At 70.6% G+C, this 22,860-nt stretch carries 21 protein-coding genes; 15 read left to right on the top strand and 6 right to left on the bottom strand.

All coding sequences use genetic code 11. The features are described from left to right. Window positions 1-16: 16 nt before the first annotated feature. Window positions 17-1,798, bottom strand: a complete 1,782-nt coding sequence (locus tag ACWEOW_RS20390) for a DUF3352 domain-containing protein (protein ID WP_452271076.1) — start codon at window positions 1,796-1,798, stop codon at window positions 17-19. A gap of 343 nt (window positions 1,799-2,141) precedes the next feature. Beyond that, a complete protein-coding gene (locus ACWEOW_RS20385) occupies window positions 2,142-2,414 on the bottom strand; it encodes a hypothetical protein (protein WP_452271075.1) in 273 nt (90 codons plus the stop codon). Window positions 2,415-2,880: 466 nt separating this feature from the next. Between ACWEOW_RS20385 and ACWEOW_RS20380 the strand changes: the two genes are divergently transcribed. The 4 genes from ACWEOW_RS20380 to ACWEOW_RS20365 all read left to right on the top strand — a co-directional run bounded on the left by ACWEOW_RS20380 (window position 2,881) and on the right by ACWEOW_RS20365 (window position 5,895). Continuing rightward, window positions 2,881-3,279 (top strand): VanZ family protein, encoded by a 399-nt coding sequence (locus ACWEOW_RS20380; RefSeq protein WP_452271074.1) that lies wholly within the window; start codon window positions 2,881-2,883, stop codon window positions 3,277-3,279. Window positions 3,280-3,698: 419 nt separating this feature from the next. Then, window positions 3,699-3,950 carry a DUF3046 domain-containing protein gene (locus ACWEOW_RS20375; RefSeq protein ID WP_452271073.1) on the top strand — a complete coding sequence of 84 codons (252 nt, stop codon included), beginning with the start codon at window positions 3,699-3,701 and terminating at the stop codon, window positions 3,948-3,950. Window positions 3,951-4,165: 215 nt separating this feature from the next. Then, window positions 4,166-5,209 (top strand): recombinase RecA, encoded by a 1,044-nt coding sequence (gene recA, locus ACWEOW_RS20370; protein WP_452271072.1) that lies wholly within the window; start codon window positions 4,166-4,168, stop codon window positions 5,207-5,209. A 2-nt stretch (window positions 5,210-5,211) separates the two neighbouring features. After that, window positions 5,212-5,895 carry a regulatory protein RecX gene (locus tag ACWEOW_RS20365; RefSeq protein ID WP_452271071.1) on the top strand — a complete coding sequence of 228 codons (684 nt, stop codon included), beginning with the start codon at window positions 5,212-5,214 and terminating at the stop codon, window positions 5,893-5,895. Between the two features lie 176 nt (window positions 5,896-6,071). On the opposite strand, the gene ACWEOW_RS20360 is transcribed toward ACWEOW_RS20365, so the two are convergent. After that, window positions 6,072-6,671 (bottom strand): YceI family protein, encoded by a 600-nt coding sequence (locus ACWEOW_RS20360; protein ID WP_452271070.1) that lies wholly within the window; start codon window positions 6,669-6,671, stop codon window positions 6,072-6,074. Between the two features lie 289 nt (window positions 6,672-6,960). Here ACWEOW_RS20360 and miaB point away from each other — a divergent pair, with 289 nt between their 5' ends. From miaB to dapF, 4 genes are all read left to right on the top strand, one after another. Continuing rightward, window positions 6,961-8,514: a tRNA (N6-isopentenyl adenosine(37)-C2)-methylthiotransferase MiaB gene (miaB, locus tag ACWEOW_RS20355; protein ID WP_452271069.1), complete on the top strand. Its 1,554-nt coding sequence runs from the start codon at window positions 6,961-6,963 to the stop codon at window positions 8,512-8,514. Between the two features lie 63 nt (window positions 8,515-8,577). After that, window positions 8,578-9,183 carry a peptide deformylase gene (def, locus tag ACWEOW_RS20350; protein WP_452271068.1) on the top strand — a complete coding sequence of 202 codons (606 nt, stop codon included), beginning with the start codon at window positions 8,578-8,580 and terminating at the stop codon, window positions 9,181-9,183. After that, window positions 9,180-10,130 carry a tRNA (adenosine(37)-N6)-dimethylallyltransferase MiaA gene (miaA, locus tag ACWEOW_RS20345; RefSeq protein WP_452271067.1) on the top strand — a complete coding sequence of 317 codons (951 nt, stop codon included), beginning with the start codon at window positions 9,180-9,182 and terminating at the stop codon, window positions 10,128-10,130. The genes def and miaA overlap by 4 nt, the downstream gene beginning before the upstream one ends. A gap of 1 nt (window position 10,131) precedes the next feature. Further along, a complete protein-coding gene (gene dapF / locus ACWEOW_RS20340) occupies window positions 10,132-10,983 on the top strand; it encodes a diaminopimelate epimerase (RefSeq protein ID WP_452271066.1) in 852 nt (283 codons plus the stop codon). Between the two features lie 40 nt (window positions 10,984-11,023). Here dapF and ACWEOW_RS20335 read toward each other — a convergent pair whose 3' ends face one another. After that, entirely contained in the window at window positions 11,024-11,635 is a 612-nt protein-coding gene (locus tag ACWEOW_RS20335) for a class I SAM-dependent methyltransferase (RefSeq protein WP_452271065.1), read from the bottom strand. A gap of 332 nt (window positions 11,636-11,967) precedes the next feature. On the opposite strand from ACWEOW_RS20335, the gene hflX reads away from it, so the two are divergent. From hflX to ACWEOW_RS20320, 3 genes are all read left to right on the top strand, one after another. After that, window positions 11,968-13,452 (top strand): GTPase HflX, encoded by a 1,485-nt coding sequence (hflX, locus tag ACWEOW_RS20330; RefSeq protein ID WP_452271064.1) that lies wholly within the window; start codon window positions 11,968-11,970, stop codon window positions 13,450-13,452. A gap of 85 nt (window positions 13,453-13,537) precedes the next feature. Beyond that, the gene (locus ACWEOW_RS20325; RefSeq protein WP_452271063.1) at window positions 13,538-13,693 is read left to right on the top strand and encodes a hypothetical protein; all 156 of its coding nucleotides are present in this window, start codon (window positions 13,538-13,540) and stop codon (window positions 13,691-13,693) included. Continuing rightward, window positions 13,690-14,766: a GNAT family N-acetyltransferase gene (locus ACWEOW_RS20320; protein WP_452271062.1), complete on the top strand. Its 1,077-nt coding sequence runs from the start codon at window positions 13,690-13,692 to the stop codon at window positions 14,764-14,766. The genes ACWEOW_RS20325 and ACWEOW_RS20320 overlap by 4 nt, the downstream gene beginning before the upstream one ends. Window positions 14,767-14,810: 44 nt before the next feature. Here the strand turns inward: ACWEOW_RS20320 and ACWEOW_RS20315 are convergent, their stop codons facing one another. Then, entirely contained in the window at window positions 14,811-16,514 is a 1,704-nt protein-coding gene (locus ACWEOW_RS20315; protein ID WP_452271061.1) for a formate--tetrahydrofolate ligase, read from the bottom strand. Between the two features lie 271 nt (window positions 16,515-16,785). On the opposite strand from ACWEOW_RS20315, the gene ACWEOW_RS20310 reads away from it, so the two are divergent. From ACWEOW_RS20310 to rpsT, 3 genes are all read left to right on the top strand, one after another. Next, complete coding sequence (locus ACWEOW_RS20310) at window positions 16,786-19,026, top strand: ATP-dependent DNA helicase (protein WP_452271060.1); 2,241 nt, start codon at window positions 16,786-16,788, stop codon at window positions 19,024-19,026. 380 nt (window positions 19,027-19,406) lie between these two features. After that, complete coding sequence (holA, locus tag ACWEOW_RS20305; RefSeq protein WP_452271059.1) at window positions 19,407-20,360, top strand: DNA polymerase III subunit delta; 954 nt, start codon at window positions 19,407-19,409, stop codon at window positions 20,358-20,360. 174 nt (window positions 20,361-20,534) lie between these two features. After that, window positions 20,535-20,795 (top strand): 30S ribosomal protein S20, encoded by a 261-nt coding sequence (gene rpsT / locus ACWEOW_RS20300; RefSeq protein WP_452271058.1) that lies wholly within the window; start codon window positions 20,535-20,537, stop codon window positions 20,793-20,795. 143 nt (window positions 20,796-20,938) lie between these two features. Here rpsT and ACWEOW_RS20295 read toward each other — a convergent pair whose 3' ends face one another. After that, complete coding sequence (locus tag ACWEOW_RS20295) at window positions 20,939-21,469, bottom strand: type II toxin-antitoxin system PemK/MazF family toxin (RefSeq protein ID WP_452271057.1); 531 nt, start codon at window positions 21,467-21,469, stop codon at window positions 20,939-20,941. A gap of 100 nt (window positions 21,470-21,569) precedes the next feature. Between ACWEOW_RS20295 and ACWEOW_RS20290 the strand changes: the two genes are divergently transcribed. Next, a partial coding sequence (locus ACWEOW_RS20290; RefSeq protein ID WP_452271056.1) for an MFS transporter occupies window positions 21,570-22,860 on the top strand: 1,291 nt, incomplete at its 3' end.

Raw genomic sequence — 22,860 nt, 5'->3', positions numbered from 1 at the left:
GCGAACGGCGCTGCGGTCAGTTGCCGACGACTCGCAGCGAGAAGGACGCGTCGCCACTGCCGGTCGTCGTGGCGTTCAGCCCGACGGCGCGCAGGGACTCGACGAAGGCCTTCTCGTCGGCGTCGACGTCGCCGAGGTAGAGCTTCTCGAGCTTGTCGAGGTCGACGAACATGGCGACGTTGGAGGTGCTGACATCGCCGAGTGCTGCCTTGAACGCGTCGGACTCGCCCAGCTTGCCGCCTGCCTTCAGCTTGGCGGCGTAGTCGGGCTGGGTGGCGACGTAGATCTTGTTGCCGTCGGCCGAATGGGTCACGACACCGCCGCCCGCGAGCTGGTCGAGCTTGTCGAGGAGGTCCCCGGCCCGCTTCGGGTTGCTCGTGACGATCTTGCCGCCGACGACCGGAGCGTCCGTCCCGAAGTCCTGCTGCGGGACGGCGAGGGTGAACGAGCTGCCGAGCAGGACCTTGAGGTCGTCCGGAAGCGTGACGCCGAGTCCCTGCTCGATCTGGCCGAGGATGTCATCCTCGCCCTCGGCCTGGCCCAGGGTCTGAAGCTGCTGCTCGATCTGCGGCCACACGGTGTCGACGGTCTTGTCGGCTCCGGACACGTGCAGCGCAGCGGCTGTGTCGTCGGGGAGGTTGGCCAGCTCAGCGCCATTGCCGGGCACGGACGTCGCACCCGTCGCGCCCCGGACGATGCCCGCGAGCTCGACATAGTCGGGGTCGAACCTCAGCGCGGCGGCGAGACGTCCCTGGGCGTCCGCGGCCACGGGCGCACCAAGAGCGGACAGGTTCTTGATCTCCTTCAGCCCTGAGCCCAGGTCGAACCATGCCGACAGGACACCCTGCTCGCCAAGGGCGGCCATGTCGCTCTTGAACGTGGTGTTCTGCGCGAGCGTGCCCTTGGCGACGGCCGCCAGGGTGGCGTCGCCGGCACCAGCAGGGGTGACGATCGCGTAGCCGTCCTTCATCCGCAGCTCGGAGTCGCCGTTCTTGTCGCAGGCCAAGATCCGGGTCAGCGCGTCCTTGGCGCGGTCCTCGTCCGTGACCTGGATGGCCACCGCGACGTTCGGCTTGTCCTCAGAGCCGCCCGGGCGGATGGCAGCGCCGACGCGGTCGCCGAGCCATGGGGCGATGTCGGAGTCATACCTGAGCTTGGAGATGCAGTCGTCGCCCGAGTCCTTGGCCGCGAGCTCCCACAGCTTCTTGCGCGGGTCGTCGGCGCCGAGCGTGTCCTTGACCTGTGGGAGCTTGCTGAGGAACCGGACCGCGGCGATCTTCTGGCCCGCGGACGGGTCGATGTCCAGGCGGACGTAGCCGAATGCGTCACCCGGCAGGACGTCAGCCGGCTGCGAGCCGCCGCCGCTGAGCTGCTGGGCAGCGAAGACGCCCGCCCCGCCGAGCAGGAGCGCAGCAGCGAGACCGCCCACGAGCAGACCGGTTCGCTTGCGCCCACCGCCTCCGGCGCCTCCGCCGCCCTGAGGCTCGTCGGTCAGCTCGACGCCGGACGCGTAGGCCAAGGAGGTGCCTGCGGCAAACGGGGTGGGGCCCCCGGCAGCCGAGGCACCAGCCGCAGTGTCCGCGTCTTCGGCACTCGGCCCGGTGACGTTCTGCGGGTAGGAGTACTGCGGCATCGCCGTGGTCTCGGCGTTCGGGATCGCCTGGGTCTCGGCGCTCGCGATCGCCTGGGTCGCGTCGCTCGCGCCCGGATCGGTGTTGTCGGCGGTGCTGTCCGGGCTGCTGTCCGGGCTGCTGTCGGGCGAGGTGCCCGCTGGTTGCCCGTCTGTGGGTTCGGTCATGAGCTGCTCCCCTGCTTTCGTGGGTGGTGCGATGGCTGTCGTGCGTGTGGCCGCGCTGTAGGTGGCTCTATGGGCTGGGCACACCGGCATACTGTCGTGCCGGATGCGTCCCGTTGCGCCCTGGTTCGGCCATGGCGAGGCCTGCAGGACTGTACCGATGTGGCCGGCGCGAACGGCGACCGGCACGGTGACAATCCGACGACAAAGGCGCGACGGGCGGTTCCCTCCACGGTGACAGACTCATGCCGACCGGATGAGCCATTTGCCAATCCGGTCTGATCTGCAGAGTGAGTGCCTCGCCCGGCCCCGCGGGACGCGACACGAGGCATCGGGCGGGGCGAGGCTAGCCCTGTGTGGCCATGATCGCTGCGGTGATCATGACGACCATCGACCCGGCTGTGGCGAGCCAGGCGGCGCGGACCTGCCGGCGCAGCAGCAGTGCGTGGGTGGTCGCCCCCTTGTGCCCGTGCGCGTCACCGACACTCAGGGCGCGGTCGGCCTTGGACATGACGGCGACCCGCTCGCCGTGCGCGCGCATCGCGCCGTACCCGAGGACCAGGGTGACGGCGGCGAAGACCACAGTCGTCGCGGTCGCGGCAATTCTTCCGATCGTCACGCGCAGGTTCCTTCCGTGCGGGCCGTGGGGCTCGTTGTGCCCTCGTCCACGAGACGCACCATCGAGGTCGTCGTGTCACACCCCTCGTCGATCGGGCTGAGCATCGACGGGCGACGGGCCGCGGCGGCACCCTGATCGGGGGGCCGGGTCACGGACGTCGGTCTGGTTCGTCTCATGAGACAGACGGTCGGAGACCCCCAACCATCACCCGCCGGCCGTCGAGGGGATCCGGACGGCCCGTCCGCTGCACGCTCAGCGCCAGGAGGGCCCGTCCGGGTCCCCGAACCCTGGGACGGGTGCACCTCCCGCCGCGTACCAGTGCCTGTGACGTCGGTGCAGGGCCCGCGTCACGATCGCGCCATTCCCGCGTCCCAGTTCATGGGCCCCGGAGGGCGGGGTCGTGACAGGAGGGGTGCGCTTGTCCAGCGGGCGTTCGGCACCGGGATCCCGTCGTTCCCGCCGTCGCGTGATCATCGTCGTCCCGCTCGGCGCCGTCGTCCTCCTCGTTCTCGGGGTCCTGCTCTGGCCGCGCGGAAGCGACCTGAGGCGACTCCAGATCGAGACGTGGGTCTGGCTGTGGGCGCACACCGGCCGCCAACCGTGGTTCACCCCCGACCTGTGGAGCGTCCTCGTCAACGTTGCAGCATTCTTCGTGCCGGCTTGCCTGGCTGCACTGCTCACCCGGCGCCCGTGGTGGACCATCACACTCGTCGGCCTGCTCATCAGCGGCGGAGCCGAGGTTGTCCAGGCACTCGCCCTCCCGGGCCTGCGCGTCGCTTCGGTCGGCGACGTGCTCGCCAACGGGACCGGCGCGCTCGTCGGGTCTCTCGTCGGCTCCACCCGGCGCGGGCGCGGGTGGTCGTGACGCCGATTCGAGGCGGGGTTCGCTGCGCCGCCGGACAGCTGCCCAGCGCGGCAGAGCGGACGTGCGTCGCCTTGGGGGTCGCGGCCGATCGGCACACCGGCGTCACGAACGGCGGCCTCGGCCGTCTTTGTCACTGGAAGGTACGTCAGGTCTGTCCTTCCCGCTTGGGGGTTCGTCTCTCCTCACGCCTTCGTGGAGGAAAGGCTGGGGAGAGGCGAACCTCCGGCCCGGGGCATCGGGTGATGCCCGGGCTGACGTGAGTGGCTCCGGAGGCGGGTGCCTCTGCGGCCCACGGGCCGGCTCGCATCGTGGCCGAGATCGATGGCGCGTATGGTGATCGGGTCGATGGGCCGCTCGCTTGCGCGAGACGGACCGAGACTGACGAGCCCTCGTGTCTGCGCAGGTCAGGAGCATTCATAGTGCGCATGAGCCACTTCTGGACGCTGATGGACGACGAGTTCGGGCCGGCGTATGCCGGGTCGCTCGCGCGCGATCATGTGATCGGCGCGCTCGACAACCGGACCGTGGTGCAGGCACTCGCGGACGGGGTACCACCGCGTCAGGTGTGGGAGGCCCTCTGCGACGACATGGACGTCCCGCCGGAGCGTCGGCTCGGCCGCGACGACCGCGTCGCGCCCGGGGCTCAAGGCGGACAGCAGGGACCGGTCTGAGCGACGGCGTGTCGCGGTCGACTTCGAACACGTGTTCGGTAGTGTTCTCCACAGGTCCTGCGCCGAGAACGCATCATCCACAGGCCGTCTCGTGGCTCCAACCCGATGTCGGCGCCGGCACCTAACGTCTGACCCGACAACGGATCGCGATATCGACGAGCCGTCCGGGTCGCAGGTAGACGACCGCAGAGCAGACGGCAGATAGGTGGCCACTCATGGCATCGGTGCAGGACAAGGACAAGGCGCTCTCCTCGGTGATGGGGCAGATCGAGAAGAGCTACGGCAAAGGTGCCGTGATGCGTCTCGGTGACGACATCAGGCCGCCGATCGAGGTGATCCCGACGGGGTCGATCTCACTCGATGTGGCGCTCGGCATCGGCGGGCTTCCCCGAGGTCGCATCGTCGAGATCTACGGGCCGGAGTCATCCGGTAAGACGACGGTCGCGCTGCACGCCGTGGCGAACGCACAGAAGGGTGGCGGGATCGCGGCGTTCATCGACGCCGAGCACGCGCTCGACCCGGAGTATGCGAAGAAGCTCGGCGTGGACACCGACGCGCTGCTGGTGTCCCAGCCGGACACCGGTGAGCAGGCCCTCGAGATCGCCGACATGCTGATCCGTTCGGGCGCGCTCGACATCATCGTCATCGACTCCGTGGCGGCGCTGGTGCCCCGCGCCGAGATCGAGGGCGAGATGGGCGACAGCCATGTGGGACTCCAGGCCCGCCTCATGAGCCAGGCCCTGCGCAAGCTCACCGGTGCACTCAACAACACCGGCACGACCGCGATCTTCATCAACCAGCTCCGCGAGAAGATCGGCGTCATGTTCGGGTCGCCGGAGACGACCACAGGTGGCAAGGCGCTGAAGTTCTACGCCTCGGTCCGCCTCGACGTGCGGCGCATCGAGACGCTCAAGGACGGCACCGAGCCCGTCGGCAACCGCACGCGGGTCAAGGTCGTCAAGAACAAGGTGTCCCCGCCGTTCAAGCAGGCGGAGTTCGACATCCTCTACGGCCAGGGCATCTCGCGCGAAGGCGGCCTCATCGACATGGGCGTCGAGCACGGCTTCGTGCGCAAGGCCGGCGCCTGGTACACCTACGACGGCGACCAGCTGGGCCAGGGCAAGGAGAACGCCCGCAACTTCCTCAAGGACAACCCTGACCTCGCCGACGAGATCGAGAAGAAGGTGAAGGAGAAGCTCGGCGTCGGGCCGCGCGTCGACCAGCCCGCTGAGGTCGCGGACGTGCCCGTCGACTTCTGACGATGGCCGGCTCGGAAAAGAGTGACCGGCTGGCCCGCGCCGCGCAGGCCCTCGCGAAGGCGGAGGGCGTCGTCGGGGTGCGGGCCGGCGGTGGCCCGGCGTCGTCCAGCAACGACACGGCCCTGCCGGCGGCCCCCAGGCCGGCGTCCCCCAGACCGGCGTGGACCCCGGCTCCGGACGACCCGAAGTCCGAGGCGCCGGAGGCGGACCCCGAGTCCGTTGCCCGGGCGATCGTGCTGCGCCAGCTGAGCCTGGCTCCGCGCAGCCGGGCGCAGCTCGAGAAGAAGCTGCGACAGCGCGGCTGCGATGACGAGGTCGCCCATCGCGTCCTCGACCGGATGACCGAGGTGGGGCTCGTCGACGACGAGGCCTACGCGGAGCTCCTCGTCCGCTCGAAGCAGGCCGGCAAGGGCCTGGCCCGAACGGCGCTGGCCCACGAGCTGCGTAAGCAGGGGATCGACGGCGACATCGCCGACGATGCGCTGGCTGCGGTCGGTCCGCAGGACGAGCGGGTGCGAGCCGAGGAACTCGTTGCCAAGCGACTGCGCACGATGTCCGGCCTCGCTTCCGACGTGCAGGCGAGACGCCTGGCGGGAATGCTTGCGCGCAAAGGGTATTCGGGGGAGATCGCCTGGCCGGTCATCCGTGAGGCCATCGACGGGCTGCCCGAGCACCAGCGGGACTGACCGGCTGCGCCCGAGGTGACCGCGGCGACCGGCGAGGCAACCGCGATCGCGGCGTGCCCGCACGGGTCGGGAGGGGACCGGTGGAGCGTCTCGTTCGAGACGATGCGACGACGAGGGGCGAGGACCATTCGGTCCTCGCCCCCTCGGGGTTCAGCTGGTGCGCCTGCGGCTCTCGCTCAGGCCTGGGACGGAACCACGGCGATCGCCGAGACGTCGAGCTCCAGCTTGACCTTCTCGCTGACCAGCACGCCGCCGGTCTCGAGAGAGGCGTTGAACTTGAGGTTCCACTCGGTGCGGTCGATCGTGATGCCACCCTCGAAGCCCACACGGGTGTTGCCGAACGGGTCCTTGGCCGAGCCGGTCTCCTCGAACGGCACCGTGACGGACTTGGTCACGCCGTTGATGGTGAGGTCGCCCGTGATCGCCCACTCGGAGCCGTCACGCTCGACGTTCGTCGAGACGAAGGTGATCTTCGGGTAGTTCGCGATGTCGAAGAAGTCGGGGGTCTTGAGGTGCCCGTCGCGCTGCTCGTTGCCGGTCGTGACGCTCGCGGCGTTGATGCTGACCGAGACCGAGGAGTTGGCCGGGTTAGCCGTGTCGACGTGGGCCGTGCCCTCGAACTCGTCGAAGTGGCCGCGGACCTTCGTGACCATCGCGTGGCGGGCCGAGAAGCCGATGCGCGAGTGGCTCTGGTCGATCGTGTAGTCGCCGGAGATGTCGTCGACGGCGACGGAGGTGGCCTCGGCGGCCTCGGCGGTGCGGTTGAACAGTCCCATGATGATGAGTTTCCTTAGGAGTAGATGATTGAAACTTCAACGATATTCTGCACTAGACTCGTTGAACTGTCAAGCAACCATGCCAACCCGGACCGCGGTCCGCTTATTCCCGGGCCAATCCGGCCCTCAGTCGGGGCACCGGCAGACGGCCGGCAACGTTGCGGGTCAGCGCTGGCCCAGACCGCTCCGGGTGTCGTACCCACTCTGCAACGGCGCACGCCATCGCGCGCGGCGAGGGTCGGTGGGCGGGACGCCGTACCCTAGACGGGCCACACGACGGAGAAGGACGATGCCGAAGACCTATGACGTGCGCACCCACGGGTGCCAGATGAACGTCCACGACAGCGAGCGCCTCGCTGGCCTGCTCGAGACCGCGGGCTACGTCGACCTCGCGAGCCTGCCCGCGGGCCAGCGGCCCGAGGTCGCGGACGTCGTCGTGTTCAACACCTGCGCGGTCCGCGAGAACGCCGACAACAAGCTCTACGGCAACCTCGGCCAGCTCCGTCCAGCCAAGCTGCGCAACCCCGATCTGCAGATCGCGGTCGGCGGGTGCATGGCACAGAAGGACCGCGGGGCCATCGTCGAGCGCGCGCCCTGGGTCGATGTCGTCTTCGGCACGCACAACATCGGCTCGCTTCCGGCGCTGCTCGACCGGGCCCGCCACAACAAGCGCGCCGAGGTCGAGATCAAGGAGAGCCTCGAGGTCTTCCCGTCGACGCTGCCGACGCGGCGCGACTCGGCCTACAGCGGCTGGGTGTCGATCTCGGTCGGCTGCAACAACACGTGCACCTTCTGCATCGTGCCGAGCCTGCGCGGCAAGGAGCAGGACCGACGTCCCGGTGAGGTCCTCGCCGAGATCGAGGCGCTCGTCGCGCAGGGCGTCGTCGAGGTCACGCTGCTGGGGCAGAACGTCAACACCTACGGCGTCGAGTTCGGTGACCGTCTCGCCTTCGGCAAGCTGCTGCGCGCCTGTGGCGAGATCGACGGCCTGGAGCGGGTCCGGTTCACCAGCCCACATCCGGCGGCGTTCACCGACGACGTCATCCTGGCCATGGCCGAGACTCCCAACGTCATGCCGAGCCTGCACATGCCGCTTCAGTCCGGCTCGGACAAGGTGCTGCGCGACATGCGTCGCTCCTACCGCAGCACCAAGTTCCTGCGCATCCTCGACACCGTCCGGGAGCACATCCCCGAAGCGGCCATCACGACCGACATCATCGTCGGGTTCCCTGGTGAGACCGAGGCAGACTTCCAGGGCACCCTCGACGTGGTGCGGCAGGCCCGCTTCTCCAGCGCCTTCACCTTCCAGTACTCCGTTCGCCCCGGCACGCCGGCGGCCACCATGGATGGCCAGGTGCCCAAGGAGGTCGTCCAGGAGCGTTTCGAGCGCCTGATCGCTGTGCAGGAGGCGGTCAGCTGGGCCGAGAACCGACGGATCGAGGGCCGCGAGGTCGAGGTGCTCGTGGCGCCGTCCGAGGGTCGCAAGGACGCCGAGACCCGCCGCATGTCGGGCCGTGCCCGCGACAACCGGCTCGTGCACTTCGCGGTCCCGGAGGGCGCCGACACGCCGCGCCCGGGAGACACGGTCACGGTCGGTGTCACCTATGGAGCGCCGCACCACCTCGTCGCCGACGCCGCGCTGAGCGGCGGCACGTATGCCGTCCGGCGCACTCCCGGTGGCGATGCCTGGGCTGCGTTGCAGTCCGTTCCGAACGGGACCGGCAAGCCGGCCGTGAGCCTCGGGATGCCGACGATCGGCGCGCCGGCGCACGCCGCGGCCCCAGCGCCCGCCTGCGCCGCAGTTCCGTCGAGTGGCCGCTCCGTCCCATGGGCCACAGCGTAGGGAGCCGTACCTCGGCACGGGTGGGACGGAGCGGCCACTCGACGGGCGTGCTTGACTTGGCGCATGACTGTCCGCCCTATCGTGATCACCGGTGAGCCGGTCCTGCACCGTTCCGCGGCGCTCGTGGCGACCTTCGACGACGACCTGCGGACTCTCGTGAACGACATGCACGAGACCAACATCGCCGCCAACGGCGTGGGCCTCGCTGCTCCGCAGATCGGGGTCGGCCTTCGTGTCTTCGTCTGGAGGATGCCCAACGAGGACGGCGTGCCCGAGTCCGGGCACATCATCAACCCGACCGTTTCGACCTCCAAGGTCCCACAGGATCGTCCGGATCCCCACGAGGACACCGAGGGGTGCCTGTCGGTGCCGGGAGAGTCGTACCCGCTCAAGCGCGCCGAGCGTGCGCACGTCGTGGGCGTCGATGTGGACGGCAACCGGGTCGAGTTCGACGCCACCGGCTGGTTCGCCCGGTGCATGCAGCACGAGTACGACCATCTCAACGGCACCCTCTACGTCGACCGCCTGGACGAGCGTCACGGCAAGAAGGCGCGCAAGGCGATCCGGCGCAACGGATGGGGCAAGGCGGGCAACTCCTGGCACCCGGGTGTCGACCAAGATCCGTTCGGGCACGACGAGGACACCGACGAGCACGAGCTCGTCGGGTGACCGATCCGGCACCGATCGTCGCTGTCGTCGGTGCGACAGCGACGGGCAAGTCGGACCTCGCCCTGGAGCTGGCGAGGCATCTCGACGGTGAGGTCGTCAATGCGGACGCCATGCAGCTCTACCGCGGCATGGACATCGGCACCGCGAAGCTTTCCCTCGCGGCACGGCGTGGCATCCCGCACCATCAGCTCGACGTGCTCGACGTCGCGGACGAGGCGAGCGTCGCGGCGTACCAGTCCGCCTCGCGTGCCGACATCGACGCGATCCGGGCCCGCGGCAGGCGGCCGGTCCTCGTCGGTGGCTCAGGCCTCTATGTGCGGGCGGCCCTGGACCGGCTGCAGATCCCGCCGACCGACCCAGAGGTCAGGCGTCGGCTGGAGGCACGCGCGGCGACCTCCGGTGCCGATGCGCTTCATGCGAGCCTCAGCCGGCTCGATCCCGTTGCGGCAGAACAGATCCCGGCGAGCAATGTGCGACGGGTCGTCCGAGCGCTCGAGGTCGTGGAGCTGACCGGCCGGCCTTTCAGCGCGTCGATGCCCAGCCGGGAGCTGGTCTCGGCGGCTGTCCTGCTCGGCTTGCGGCTCGACCGCACCACGCTGGACGAGCGGATCGCACGGCGGGTCGATCACATGTGGGAGGCCGGACTGCGTGACGAGACGCAGCTGCTGCTACAACGAGGGCTGCGCGACGGGTTCACCGCGAGCCGTGCGATCGGCTACAGCCAGGCGATCGCGGTCATCGACGGTGCGTTGACGGAGGACCAGGCGCGCCTGGACACCGCACAGGCAACCCGCCGCTACGCTCGCCGGCAGGAGTCGTGGTTCCGCGCAGACCCGAGAGTCGTGTGGCTGCAAGCGGATTCGGCAGACCTGGTCGACGAGGCCCTGGCTGTGGTCCGGCAGGCGGGCACCACGAACCAACCAGACGGCATACCGGAGAATGGGTGACATGACGCGCTTCACCAAGGGACACGGCACGGAGAACGACTTCGTCCTCGTCCCCGACCTCGAGGGCACACTCGAGCTCACGCCGGCCCAGGTGCAGCGCATCACGGACCGCCACGCGGGCCTCGGCGCCGACGGGGTGATCCGGGTCGTGCGCACGCGGCTGGCCGCCGACGAGTCGGTGCGTTCGCTTGCTCCGGAGGCTGAGTGGTTCATGGACTACCGCAACGCCGACGGGTCGCTCGCCGAGATGTGCGGCAACGGCACCCGCGTCTTCGCCGAGTACCTCCGGCGGGAAGGGCTCGCCTTCGGCAGGCAGTTCACCATCGCCACCCGGGGAGGGGTCAAGACCGTTCGGGTCACGGAGCACGGGTATGCCGTGGACCTCGGCCCGTGGCGCCTCGTCGACGAGGCAGGTGCCAAGCGCGACGGATTCGACGTCATGGTGCGCCCGCGGCACGGCAAGCCGGTGCCGGCGCTGTCGCTCGATCTGGGCAACCCGCACGCCGTGGTCATGCTCCCGGAGGGCATCGCCCTCGACGCGCTCGACCTGACCGAGGCGCCTGAGCTCCACCCGAGCCCGCCCGATGGGGCCAATGTCGAGTTCGTCCGCGCGGTCGGGCCGGGTCACATCATGATGCGGGTGCACGAGCGCGGCGTGGGGGAGACCCGGTCGTGCGGCACCGGTGCCGCCGCCGCGGCCCTCGCCACGCGCTTCTGGTCCGGACTCGAGGACAGCTCACCGTGGACGGTCGACGTCCCGGGTGGCCGTCTCACCGTGACCCCTCTGCCGGGCCAGCGGGTCGAGCTGGCCGGGCCCGCGGCCCTCGTGGCAGATGGCGACTTCCCGCTCTAGGTGTACATCTGGGTCCTCGGTGCCGCTGTCCCACGATGGGTCAGGCGCGACGCACCTCGAGGATCCGGAAGGCCTTGGCGGACGACAGCCGAGTGCACGCCAGCCCCCAGTGCTGGGCGTTGAGCCACCTCTGCAGCGAGTCCGACCCGAGATGCTTCTGCACGACGAGATAGGCCACACCGTCGTCGGTCAGTCTGGGGAGCCACCGCTCGAGAATCGCGTGCAGTGCTGGCTTGCCCACATGGATGGGTGGGTTCGACCAGATCGTGTCGAACCGGATGTCGTCCGGGACCTCGTCCGGCTCGCTGAACGTCGCGTTGGTCACGCCCGCCGCCGCGGCGTTGGCTCGTGCCAGGTCCAGGGACCGTCGGTTCACGTCGACACCCCACACGCGGGCGAGGGGCGAGCGGCGCGCAAGGACGATCGAGATCGGTCCCCAACCACAGCCGATGTCGAGCAGCTGGCCGGTCGGGCTGGGGTCCGGGACGCCGGCGAGCAGGATCGCCGTGCCGGGGTCGAGCCGGTCGGGCGAGTAGACGCCCCGAGCTGTTGTCAGGCTGAGCGGGACGCCGTCGAGAGACACGGTGATCGTGCGGCGCTCCTGCGGAGTCGCCGGCTCCGCGCTGAAGTAGTGGTCGGGGTGCTCACTCATCACCCGCAACCGTATCGACCCGCCTCGGTCTGCGACGCGAGAGACGAGGCGGCCACTCGATGGGGGAAGGTGGATCCGGGAGCTGCGGGTGCCGGGTGCCGCGTGTGACGCAAGAGACGAAGCGGCCACTCGATGGGGAAGGTGGATCCGGGATCCGGGAGCTGCGGGTGCCGGGTGCCGCGTGTGACGCAAGAGACGCAGCGGCCACTCGAAAGGGGAAGCGCGCCCGGGGCCCCTTACTGGTCGAGTGGCCGCTTCGCCACGCCTGTCACAGGCTGCGGGGCACAAACGAGTGGCTCGCGGCGTTGCTGAGATGGGACCATAGGGAGAACATGACTTCGAACCACACGAACAACCACAGCCGCGCGAACGACCTGTTCGCGACCCGGGCCGACGCCCTGGCAGACGAGCTCACCGAGCTCGATGAGACGGCATACCCCCTCTACGACGGCGAGCAGCTGGACCGCGAGGAGCGCGCGGCGCTCCGGCGCGTCGGCGGGCTGTCGACCGAGCTCGAGGACATCACCGAGGTCGAGTACCGGCAGCTGCGCCTCGAGCGTGTGGTGCTGGCCGGTGTCTGGACCGATGGCACTGCCGACGACGCCGAGAACTCCATCCGTGAGCTCGCCGCGCTCGCCGAGACGGCCGGCTCGACGGTCCTCGAGGGCGTCATCCAGCGACGGCAACGCCCCGACCCTGCCACGTACCTCGGCAAGGGCAAGGCGCTCGAGCTGCGCGACATCGTCGTCGCCGAAGGCGCCGACACCGTCATCTGCGACGGCGAGCTCGCCCCCAGCCAGCGTCGCGCCCTCGAGGACGTCGTCAAGGTCAAGGTCATCGACCGCACCGCGCTGATCCTCGACATCTTCGCCCAGCACGCGAAGAGCCGGGAAGGCCGAGCCCAGGTGGAGCTCGCGCAGCTGCAGTACCTCCTGCCGCGACTTCGTGGCTGGGGTGACTCGATGTCCCGACAGGCCGGTGGCCGGGTGGCCGGCGGTGAGGGCATCGGCTCGCGTGGCCCCGGCGAGACCAAGATCGAGCTCGACCGGCGACGGATCAACACCCGCATCGCCAAGCTGCGCCGCGACATCAAGCACATGAAGACGAGCCGGGACACCCGCCGCCACTCGCGGCGCGAGGGCGGCATCCCGTCGGTCGCGATCGCCGGCTACACCAACGCCGGCAAGAGCTCGCTGCTCAACCGGCTGACCGGTGCCGGCGTCCTGGTCCAGAACCAGCTCTTCGCCACCCTGGACCCGACCGTCCGGAGGACCGAGACCGAGGACGGCCGGGTCTACACGCTGGCCGACACGGTCGGCTTCGTGCGAAGCCTGCCGCACCAGCTCGTCGAGGCGTTCCGCTCGACCCTGGAGGAGGTGGCCGACGCCGACCTGCTGCTGCACGTCGTCGACGGGTCACATCCCGACCCCGAGGGCCAGATCAGTGCGGTCCGCGAGGTGCTGGCCGAGGTGGGCGGCGACCGCATCAAGGAGCTGATCGTCGTCAACAAGGCAGACATCGCCGACCCCGATGTCATCGACCGGCTCCGCCGTCATGAGAAGCACTGCGTGACCGTCTCCGCCCGCACCGGAGAGGGCATCGACCAGCTGCTCGAGGTGATCGCGCGCGAGCTGCCGAAGCCCGACATCGAGGTCGAGGCACTCGTGCCGTACCACCGGGGCGACCTCATCTCACGCATTCACGAGGAGGGCGAGCTCCTCGAGAGCGAGCACGTGGCGGAGGGCACTCGCGTCCGCGCCAAGGTCACCCCTGGGATCGAAGCCGACCTCGCGGCATACGCGGTCGTCGCGAGCTGATCGCGCGGCGCCGGGCCCCGGCGTCCACAACAAGAAAGGCGTCCCGCCTGCACGGCTGTCGGTGGCGTCGGCGAGGATGGCTGGTATGGCCCTCGAGATCCCGTGTCCCTACTGCGGCACGCAGATGTATGCCGAGCAGGCGCACAACCGCTGCCCGCAGTGTCGCTACATCGAGCCCTGCTGTGACGGCGCCCCGCAGGCGGCGTGTGAGACCCGCGCTCCCGAGCGCCAGGCCCAGTGACGCAGGTCCCGTCCGTCCCTGGCGCGTCCTGGATCACGACTCGAAGGCTGGTGCTGCGCCGACCGCGCGCCGACGACCTCGACGAGTACGTCCGCATCCACAGCGACCCGCGGACCTACGCCCACGCGCCGGACACGATGCCCTCACCCGACCGGTGCCGTGAGCGGCTTGCCGCCGATGTCGACGACTGGGAGGCCCGAGGGGTCGGGTATGCCGCTGTGGTCGACCGCGAGTCCGGTGCCCTTGTCGGGTGGGCTGGCTTGCGCCACAAGGACTCCGACGAGGAGTTCTTCAACCTGTACTACCGGCTGGCCCACGAGCAGCTGGGCGCCGGCCTCGGTCGGGAGATCTCACGGGCTCTGGTCGCCTGGGCGGTCGAGAACCGGCCGGACGTCGCGGTCACCGCGATGGTCGACGACGTCAACGCTGCATCGTTGGCCACGGCCCGGTCCGCTGGGCTGGTCGAGGTCGGCACGCGGGTGAGCCGCGACGACCCGCCGAACGCCAAGCCCATGATCCTGTTCGAGGCACCGACCGTGAGCGTCGTTGCTGCGGACCGGCTGGACGAGGCACTGGTGGACGAGGTGGTCGACCTGTGGGTCCGGGTCAACGACTCCGGCGGCTCCGTCGGCTTCCTTCCAGGGGCGCCGCGGGAGGCCGTCCGCGCGGCGCTCGAGGTGCACGCGCGTGACCTTCGCGCGCGGACAGCGATGCTCTGTGCCCTGCGCGACCCGGACGGGTCGCTGCACGGTCTCGGGTTCTGGGAGCACTCGCGGGGCTTCCCGTATGCCCATCTCGCCGGCCTCAAGCGACTGATGGTCGACCCGCAGCAGCAGGGGCGCAACCTCGGGCGCATCCTGCTCGTCGGCATGGTCGGCATCGCTCGGCGTGAGCTGCCCTGGGTGGAGCTGCTCCGTCTGGAGTACCGCGACGGGCTCGGGCTCGGTGACTTCTACGGCGCTGCAGGCTGGACCGAGGTCGGTCGCGTCCCGCGCGGCCTGAAGCTCAGCGAGACCGACTATCGCGACGACGTGGCGATGGCCCGCCGCGTCGACGGCGGCCCGCTCCGCTGACCCGACTCCTTCCCGACTCTTGTCTGTTGGGCCTTGCTCGTCGGTCAGGACAGGCCCGTGACAGAGCCGTCCTCGGCGATGTCGATGCGCTCGGCGTTGGGTGAGGTCGGCAGCCCCGGCATGGTCCGCATGTCACCGCAGATCGCGTAGACGTAGCCGGCGCCCACGGCGGCGCGCACCTCGCGCACCGGCATGCGCCACCCCGTCGGGGCCCCGAGCAGGGTCGGGTCGGACGAGATCGACAGGTGGGTCTTGGCGATCACGACCGGCAGCTCGCCGAAGCCGAGCCGCTCGTAGTCCCGCAAGCCGCGCGCGGCGGCGGAGGACAGGTCGATCCCGTCGGCACCATAGATCTCACGGGCGACCCGGTCGATCTTGTCCACCAGCGGCAGGTCGAGCGGGTAGAGGAACTCGAACGTGCTCGGCGCCTCGGCGGCCTCGAGCACCAGCCTGGCCAGCTCGGTCGCACCCCGACCTCCCTCGGCGACATGCCGAGTCACCGCGCAGCGCACGCCGAGCTCGTTGCACAGCTGCCGGATCACGTCGTGCTCGGAGTCGTGGTCGCCGGGGAAGGCGTTGATCGCGACCACGGGGGTGACGCCGAAGCGTTCGACGATGCCGATGTGGGCTCGCAGGTTCGCCAGCCCGGCCTCGACGTCACCCGGGCTCTCGTCGAGTATGCCGTCCGGGAGGTCCCGGCCCGCCCGGATCTTCCAGCGCCCCGAGTGGGCCTTGAGCGCCCGAACGGTAGCGACGATGACGGCGGCGTCGGGATGGAGCCCGCCCACGCGGCACTTGACGTCGAAGAAGCGCTCCGCGCCCATGTCCGCGCCGAAACCCGCCTCGGTGATGACCACGTCGCCGCCGCGCATCCCGATGAGGTCCGCGGTGACGGACGACGCGCCGGTGGCGATGTTGCCGAAAGGCCCGCAGTGGACGATGGCCGGACCGCCTTCGAGCGTCTGCAGGAGGTTCGGCTTGAGCGCGTCGCGCAGGAGGGCGGCCATCGCGCCCGCGGCCCTGAGGTCGTCCGCGGTCACTCCCTTGCCCTCGTGCGTGTAGCCGATGACGATCCGCCCGAGCCGCTCACGCAGGTCGACGAGCGAGGTGGCCAGCGACAGGATCACCATGACCTCGCTCGCGGCAGTGATGTCGAAGCCGGTCTGCCGCGTCAGGCCGTCCTGCCGGGCGCCGAGCCCGACGACGATCGATCGCAACGAGCGGTCGTTGACGTCGAGCACCCGTCTCCACGTGATGTTGCGGCTGTCGATACCGAGCTCGTTGCCGTGGTGCAGGTGGTTGTCGATCATCGCTGCGAGCAGGTTGTGAGCGGCTGTCACGGCGTGGAAGTCACCGGTCAGGTGCAGGTTGAGACGCTCCATCGGCACCACCTGGCTGTAGCCTCCGCCAGCCGCACCACCCTTGACCCCGAAGGTCGGCCCCATCGACGGCTGCCTCAACGTGACCACCGCGCGCGACCCGAGCTGTTCGAGCGCTTGGGCGAGGCCGACCGAGGTGGTCGTCTTGCCTTCACCGAAGGGCGTGGGGGTCACCGCGGTCACCACGATGTACCTGGCCCGGGTCTGCGGGGCAGGCCCGTCGAGGACGGCAAGGTCGATCTTCGCGACGTCGCGGCCGTAGGGCTCGAGATGCTCGGACGCGATGCCGAGCTGGGCGCCGACCTCGGCGATGGGGCGCAGGGTCGCCGCGCTCGCGATCGCGAGGTCCGAGGGCAGGGGTGTGCTCATACTCCGATACAACGCCTCGGAATCCGGCGGATCAACTCGGACGCCGAAGGATTGTCGGCGTCGGCGGCGGTATGCCGGACAAACCGGGGCGTGTCGAACGCGAGTGACCCGCGGGGCGGGCTTCGACTCGTGAGGCGGGAGGGCCCGCTGGGGTCCAGGCGCGGGCCGCTCAGCACCTGGCCGTCCAGCGACGGGAGGCGGCTCGACGGACTCCGCCGACGCCGGGGGATGGCGGCGACGCGAGGTCGGCCTTGCGGCATACCCTGAGCCAATGGCCCAGCGACCACCACTCGACGTCCTCCTGCACGCCGCGGTGTCCGGGGTGGGCGGTGTGGAGCGGCCGGGCCAGGTCGAGATGGCGCGCGCGGTGGCTGGGGCCATCGAGACCGACGAGCACCTCCTCGTGCAGGCCGGCACCGGCACGGGCAAGTCGCTGGCCTACCTCGTGCCTGCCGTCGCGCACGCGTTCGACAAGGGCCACCCGGCCGTTGTGTCCACGGCGACGCTCGCGCTGCAGGCCCAGATCGTCGACCGCGACATGCCGAGGGTCGCCGACGCGCTCGGGTCCCTGCTCGGCCGCCGGCCGACCTACGCCCTCGTCAAGGGGCGGCGCAACTACGTCTGTGTCAACAAGCTCGACGGAGGCTTCCCCGACGAGGAGGACGCGCTCATGTCGGTCGGGCAGGTCGACACCTCGGTCGGGCGGCTCGGCCAGGAGGTCGTGCGCCTGCGCGAGTGGGCGTCGACGACCGAGTCCGGAGACCGCGACGAGCTGGTGCCGGGGGTGTCCGAGCGCGCCTGGCGGCAGGTCTCGGTGTCCGCCCACGAGTGTCTCGGCGGCAAGTGCCCGCTGGTCAGCGAGTGCTTCGTCGAGCGGGCCCGGGAGGCCGCTCGCGACGTCGACGTCGTCGTGACGAACCACTCGTTCATGGCGATCGACTCCTTCGAGGGGCGCCAGATGCTCCCCGAGCACGACCTCCTCGTCGTCGACGAGGCCCACGAGCTCGTCGACCGCGTGACCGCGACGATCACCGACGAGCTGACCGGCTCGATGGTGGCGACCGCCGCCAAACGGGCAGGCCGGCTGTCGGAGAACACCGCGGCCCTCGAGGAGGCCGGCGAGCTGCTCGCAGCCGCCCTCGAGCCCGCCGAGGAGGGGCGCCTGCTCGGCGTCCCTGACTCGCTCGGGCTCGCGCTCGCCCGAGTGCGCGACACCGCACGCGCCGTCCAGAGCGACCTCAAACCGGCGCCCGGCGAGGACACCGACGGCGCACGGCAGGTCGCGCGTGCGGCCGTCGACGAGGTCCAGGAGAACGCCGAACGGATCCTCGAGGATCGCGAGCTCGATGTGGTCTGGGTGTCGCGCGACCAGCGGCGCGGCCCGGTGCTGCACGTCGCGCCGATGAGCGTCGCGATGCTGGTCCGCGACCGCATCTTCGCCGACCGCACCGTCGTGATGACGTCGGCGACCCTCGAGCTCGGTGGCACGTTCGACTCCGTCGCCGGCACCATCGGCCTTCGGGGTGAGGGGGCGCCCGGCTGGCGCGGTCTCGACGTCGGCAGCCCGTTCGACTACCCGAAGCAGGCCATCGCCTACGTCGCCGCGCACCTGCCCGCACCCGGCCGCGACGGCGCCAGCGACGACAGCCTCGACGAGATCGAGGAGCTGGTCCGAGCGGCCGGCGGCCGGACCCTCGGCCTCTTCTCGTCGACGCGCGCGGCCCAGACCGCCGCCGAGATCATGAGGGCGCGGTTCGGCCCTGACATCCCGGTGCTCTGCCAGGGTGAGGACCAGATCACGACCCTCGTCCGTGAGTTCGCCCGCGACCCGCGGACCTGCCTCTTCGGAACGTTGACACTGTGGCAGGGCGTCGACGTGCCCGGCTCGGCCTGCCAGCTCGTCATCATCGACCGGATTCCCTTCCCGCGACCCGACGACCCGCTCGCGTCGGCGCGGTCGCAGGCGATCGCGAGGATGGGCGGCAACGGCTTCATGGCGGTGTCGGCGACGCACGCCGCCCTCCGCCTCGCCCAGGGTGCGGGCCGCCTCGTGCGGCGCTCCGACGACCGTGGCGTCGTGGCCTTCCTCGACTCGCGGATGATGACGGCACGCTATGCCGGGTTCCTCCAGCGGTCCCTCCCGCCGTTCTACCCCACGACCGACAAGCAGCTCGTCCTCGCCGCGCTCGCACGGCTGGACGCGACGGCCCCCGACCCGCTGCCGGTGCAGGAGCCGGCGCTCCGGACCCTGTCGGGCGCTCGCACCGACGCAGACGGCACGGAACACCCTCGCCCCGTTGCCGGCCCACCCCCGGTCGCGGCCTCGTCGCGCAGCGCCGTGACCTCGGGCCACGCCTGGACCCAGGAGCAGGACGAGGAGCTGCGCGACGCGGCGGACGCCGGTATGCAGCTCGACGAGCTCGTCGAGCACTTCGAGCTCCCCCCGGAGACGATCTCGGCGCGGGTGGGGCAGCTCGGGCTCACCCTGGCCTCCGGCCAGCTGTTCGACTGAGCTTCTGGCGCCTCGCTGAGTTCTTGGCGCCTCTCTTCGCCGCGGTGCTGGTCGGGGCGTGCGCTTGGCGCCTCGCTTCGCTGCGGCGCGTGCCACGTCGCCTGATGGGCATTGCCTTCCTCCGCTCCGCTCGCTCGTCCCTCCCACGCAGAGCGTGGGACCCAGCTCGCTGCGCTGCGTCCAGGCAACGCCGGCGACGCGGCGTGCTTTTGGCGCCTCGCTTCGCTGCGGCGCGTGCCGCGGCGCCTGATGGGCGTTGCCTTCCTCCGCTGCGCTCGCTCGTCCCTCCCACGCAGAGCGTGGGACCCAGCTCGCTGCGCTGCGTCCAGGCAACGCCGGCGACGCGGCGCGGTGTCGGGGTGCCGTGGCAGGCTAGGGCCATGCCCGAAGCAGCGACCCTCGTGCTCGTGACCGGTCCCGAGGAGGTCCTCGTCGAGCGGGCCGTTGCCGCGGCTGTCGAGCCGACTCGGGCCGGGGGAGGCGAGGTGATCCGCATCGACCCCGTGACCTACGAGGCGGGCACCATCCAGGTGCACGCGAGCCCGTCGCTCTTCGGCGGCACGAAGTGCCTTGTCGTGCGAGACCTGCACGAGGCACCCGACGATCTGCAGCTCGACCTGCTCCGCCTGCTCGGCGCGCCCGACCCGGATGTCCGTCTCGTCGTGACGCATGGCGGCGGAGCGCGCGGCAAGAAGGTGCTCGACACGATGAAGCAGTCGGGTGCAAGGGTCCTGGACTGTCCCGCCGTCAAGTCCGACCGCGACAAGAGCGACTTCGTCATGAAGGAGTTCTCGGCGGCGCGCCGCAAGATCACCGGCGACGGGGTCCGTGCGCTCGTCGAGGCAGTGGGCAAGGACGTGCGCGAGCTGGCCGCCGCGTGTGCCCAGCTCATCTCGGACACCGAGGGCGCTGTCGACGATGCCGTCGTCGACACCTACTACGGCGGCAAGGTCGAGGCGACCGGCTTCCGGGTCGCCGACGCGACCATCGCCGGACAGTCGGGCGAGGCGCTGCGGCTCCTGCGCCACGCGATCGCCAGCGGGGTCGATCCGGTCCCGATCGTCGCCGTCCTCGCCTCGCAGCTGCGCCAGCTGGTGCGCGTCGGCGCGGCCGGCCGGGGGAGCTCGGCCCAGGTCGCGAAGAACCTCGGCATGGCACCCTGGCAGGTCGACAAGGCCCGGCGCGCGGTCAACCACTGGAGCGCCGAGGGCCTGGCCGTGGCGGTGCAGGCGGTCGCCGCGGCCGACTTCGAGGTCAAAGGCGGCGGCCGTGACCCCGTCTATGCAGTGGAGCGGGCCATCCTCATCGTGACGAGGGCTCGGGGCACGCACTGAGTTTGGTCGGCATGCCCGCGCGCTGGTAACTTTGTGCCTTGCGTGCGCGCTCAGGTCGTGCGCGCATGCATGCACCACCGAAGCGGCTCACGCAAGGGTGCCCCACGCCCGGTCCCGAGCTGCTTTGCCGCCCTCTAACGGCAACCATCCGACCAAACGAAAGAATCATCAAACGTGGCAAACATCAAGTCGCAGCTCAAGCGCATCAAGACGAACGAGAAGCGCACCGAGCGCAACAAGGCCGTCAAGAGCGAGCTTCGCACCTGGGTCCGCAAGTTCCGTGAGGCTGCCGCCTCCGGTGACAAGGACGCCGCCAGCGACGCGCTGAAGGTCGCCTCGAGGAAGCTCGACAAGGCTGTCAGCAAGGGCGTCATCCACAAGAACCAGGCCGCCAACCGCAAGTCGGCGATGGCGAAGAAGGCCGCAGCGCTCTGACGCTCGCCGTCCGCTCGTTCGGGCCCGTCACCTCGTGGTGACGGGCCCGTTCTGCGTCCGGTGGCGCAACGGCGGGTGCGAGACCCGCGGCGCGGCATACTCGCTCGCCCGTGCGGGGCTGGCTCAGCTGGCCTCAGCTCGGCTCAGCGGCGCGGGTGCGACCGCACGCCGGCGATGACGTCGTCGTACCGGTTGCGGGGCAGCACCGCGCCTTCGCGCCGCACCGACTGCGGGTCGACGCGGACCAGCCGGTTGACCCGCACCTCGCTCGGGCGTCCTCGCCGGTCCCAGGGTCCAGAGCCGATGTCGACCCAGTCACGTCCGGCCCGGTGCTCCTGTCGCTGGTCGCGGTCATGATCCTTGCTCGTCAGCGGCAAAGCGATGAGCCAGCTGCCCTCGCGGCCGATGATGAGGACCGGCCGGTCCTTGCCCTGGGTGTGGTCCTCCTCGTAGGGCACCCACGTCCACACGATCTCACCGGGGTCGGGCCGACCGTCGGGCCGAGGCGAGTACGTCGTGTCCGGTACGCGCGTGGCGTCGCCCGGGTATGCCGGCTGGCCGGCCGGCGCGGTGACGGTTCCGGGCGAGGGGGCTGGGGCGCGACGCGGCGCGGTAGGGGAGCCGCGCCACAGCCTGCGCAGTCCGCCGATGAGGCGGTCGAAGGCAGTGGACATGGGAATCACCGTAGCGAGCCTCTCGTTAGCATGACGGGCATCAACCCCGGGTCGACGGCGATCCGCCACCAGCCGAACGCCTGACCACGGAGTCCCGATCTTGAGCACACCCGCGCGCCGCACCACCCTTGCGATCCTCGCGCTCGCCGTCGGCGGGTTCGCCATCGGCACGACCGAGTTCGTGACGATGGGGCTCCTGCCACAGATCGCCGCGGGCACCGGCGTCGACATCCCGACATCGGGCCACTATGTGTCCGCCTACGCCCTGGGGGTCGTCGTCGGCGCACCACTGATCGCGGTCTTCGCGGCCAGGGTGCCCCGCAAGGGCCTGCTCATGAGCCTGATGGCGTTCTTCGCCCTCGCTCACCTCGCGATCGTGCTGGCCGACAGCTACCCGACGGTGCTCGCGGCGCGCTTCCTCGCGGGGCTGCCGCACGGCGCGTTCTTCGGCATCGGGTCCGTTGTCGCTGCCTCGCTCGTGCCGCACGAGCGCCGGACAGCAGCGGTCGCGATGATCCTGGGTGGACTCGGGGTGGCGAACATCGTCGGAGTGCCGCTGGCCACCCTTGCCGGGCAACGGCTTTCGTGGCACGCCCCGTACTTCGCGGTGGGGCTGGTGGCGGCGTTCACGGTCCTCGCCATCGGTCTCTTCCTGCCTCATCAGCCCCCGAGCGGGGAGGAGTCGATGGGCTCGGAGATGACCGCGCTGCGCCGGCCCCAGGTCTGGCTGGCCCTTCTCATCGGTGTCGTCGGGTTCGGTGGGATGTTCGCGATGTACTCCTTCATCACGCCGACGATGACCGAGCTCGCCGGTCTGGACGAGAGCTACATCCCATGGGTGCTGGCGGCATACGGCGTCGGCATGGTGACCGGCATGGTGCTGAGCGGCCGGGTCGGGGCGCGCTTCGGCGTGCTGCGGGGGATCATCGTGTCGCTGTCCGCCATCGCCGTGCTCCTCGGGGTCTTCGGCGTCGCCGCGCACGTGCTGTGGCTCGCCGTGCTCCTCGTCTTCCTGCTGGGCCTGCTTCCCTCGATCGTCGTGCCGCTCCTGCAGACCCGGCTGATGGATGTCGCCCACGAGGGGCAGTCCCTCGCCGCGGCGCTGAACCACTCGACGCTGAACACCGCCAACGCCCTCGGGGCCTGGCTCGGCTCGATCGTGCTGGCCGCCGGATGGGGCTACGGCGCGCCGAGCATGGTCGGCGCGGTGCTGGCCGTGCTCGGCGTGGGGGTCGCGCTCACCTCCGCCTTACTCGAGCGGCGGGCCCGGGGGGGGGGGGGGGCGCGCGCCGGGGCGCGCCGCCCCCCCCCCCCCCCCCCCCCCCCCCCCCCCCCGCCCCCCCCCCCCCCCCCCCCCCCCCCCCCCCCCCCCCCCCCCCCCCCCCCCCCCC

The sequence above is a fragment of the Monashia sp. NPDC004114 genome, from assembly GCF_053603855.1.
The sequence above is the reverse complement of the archived record's forward strand: the minus strand, read 5'-3'. Positions and strand labels throughout refer to the sequence as shown.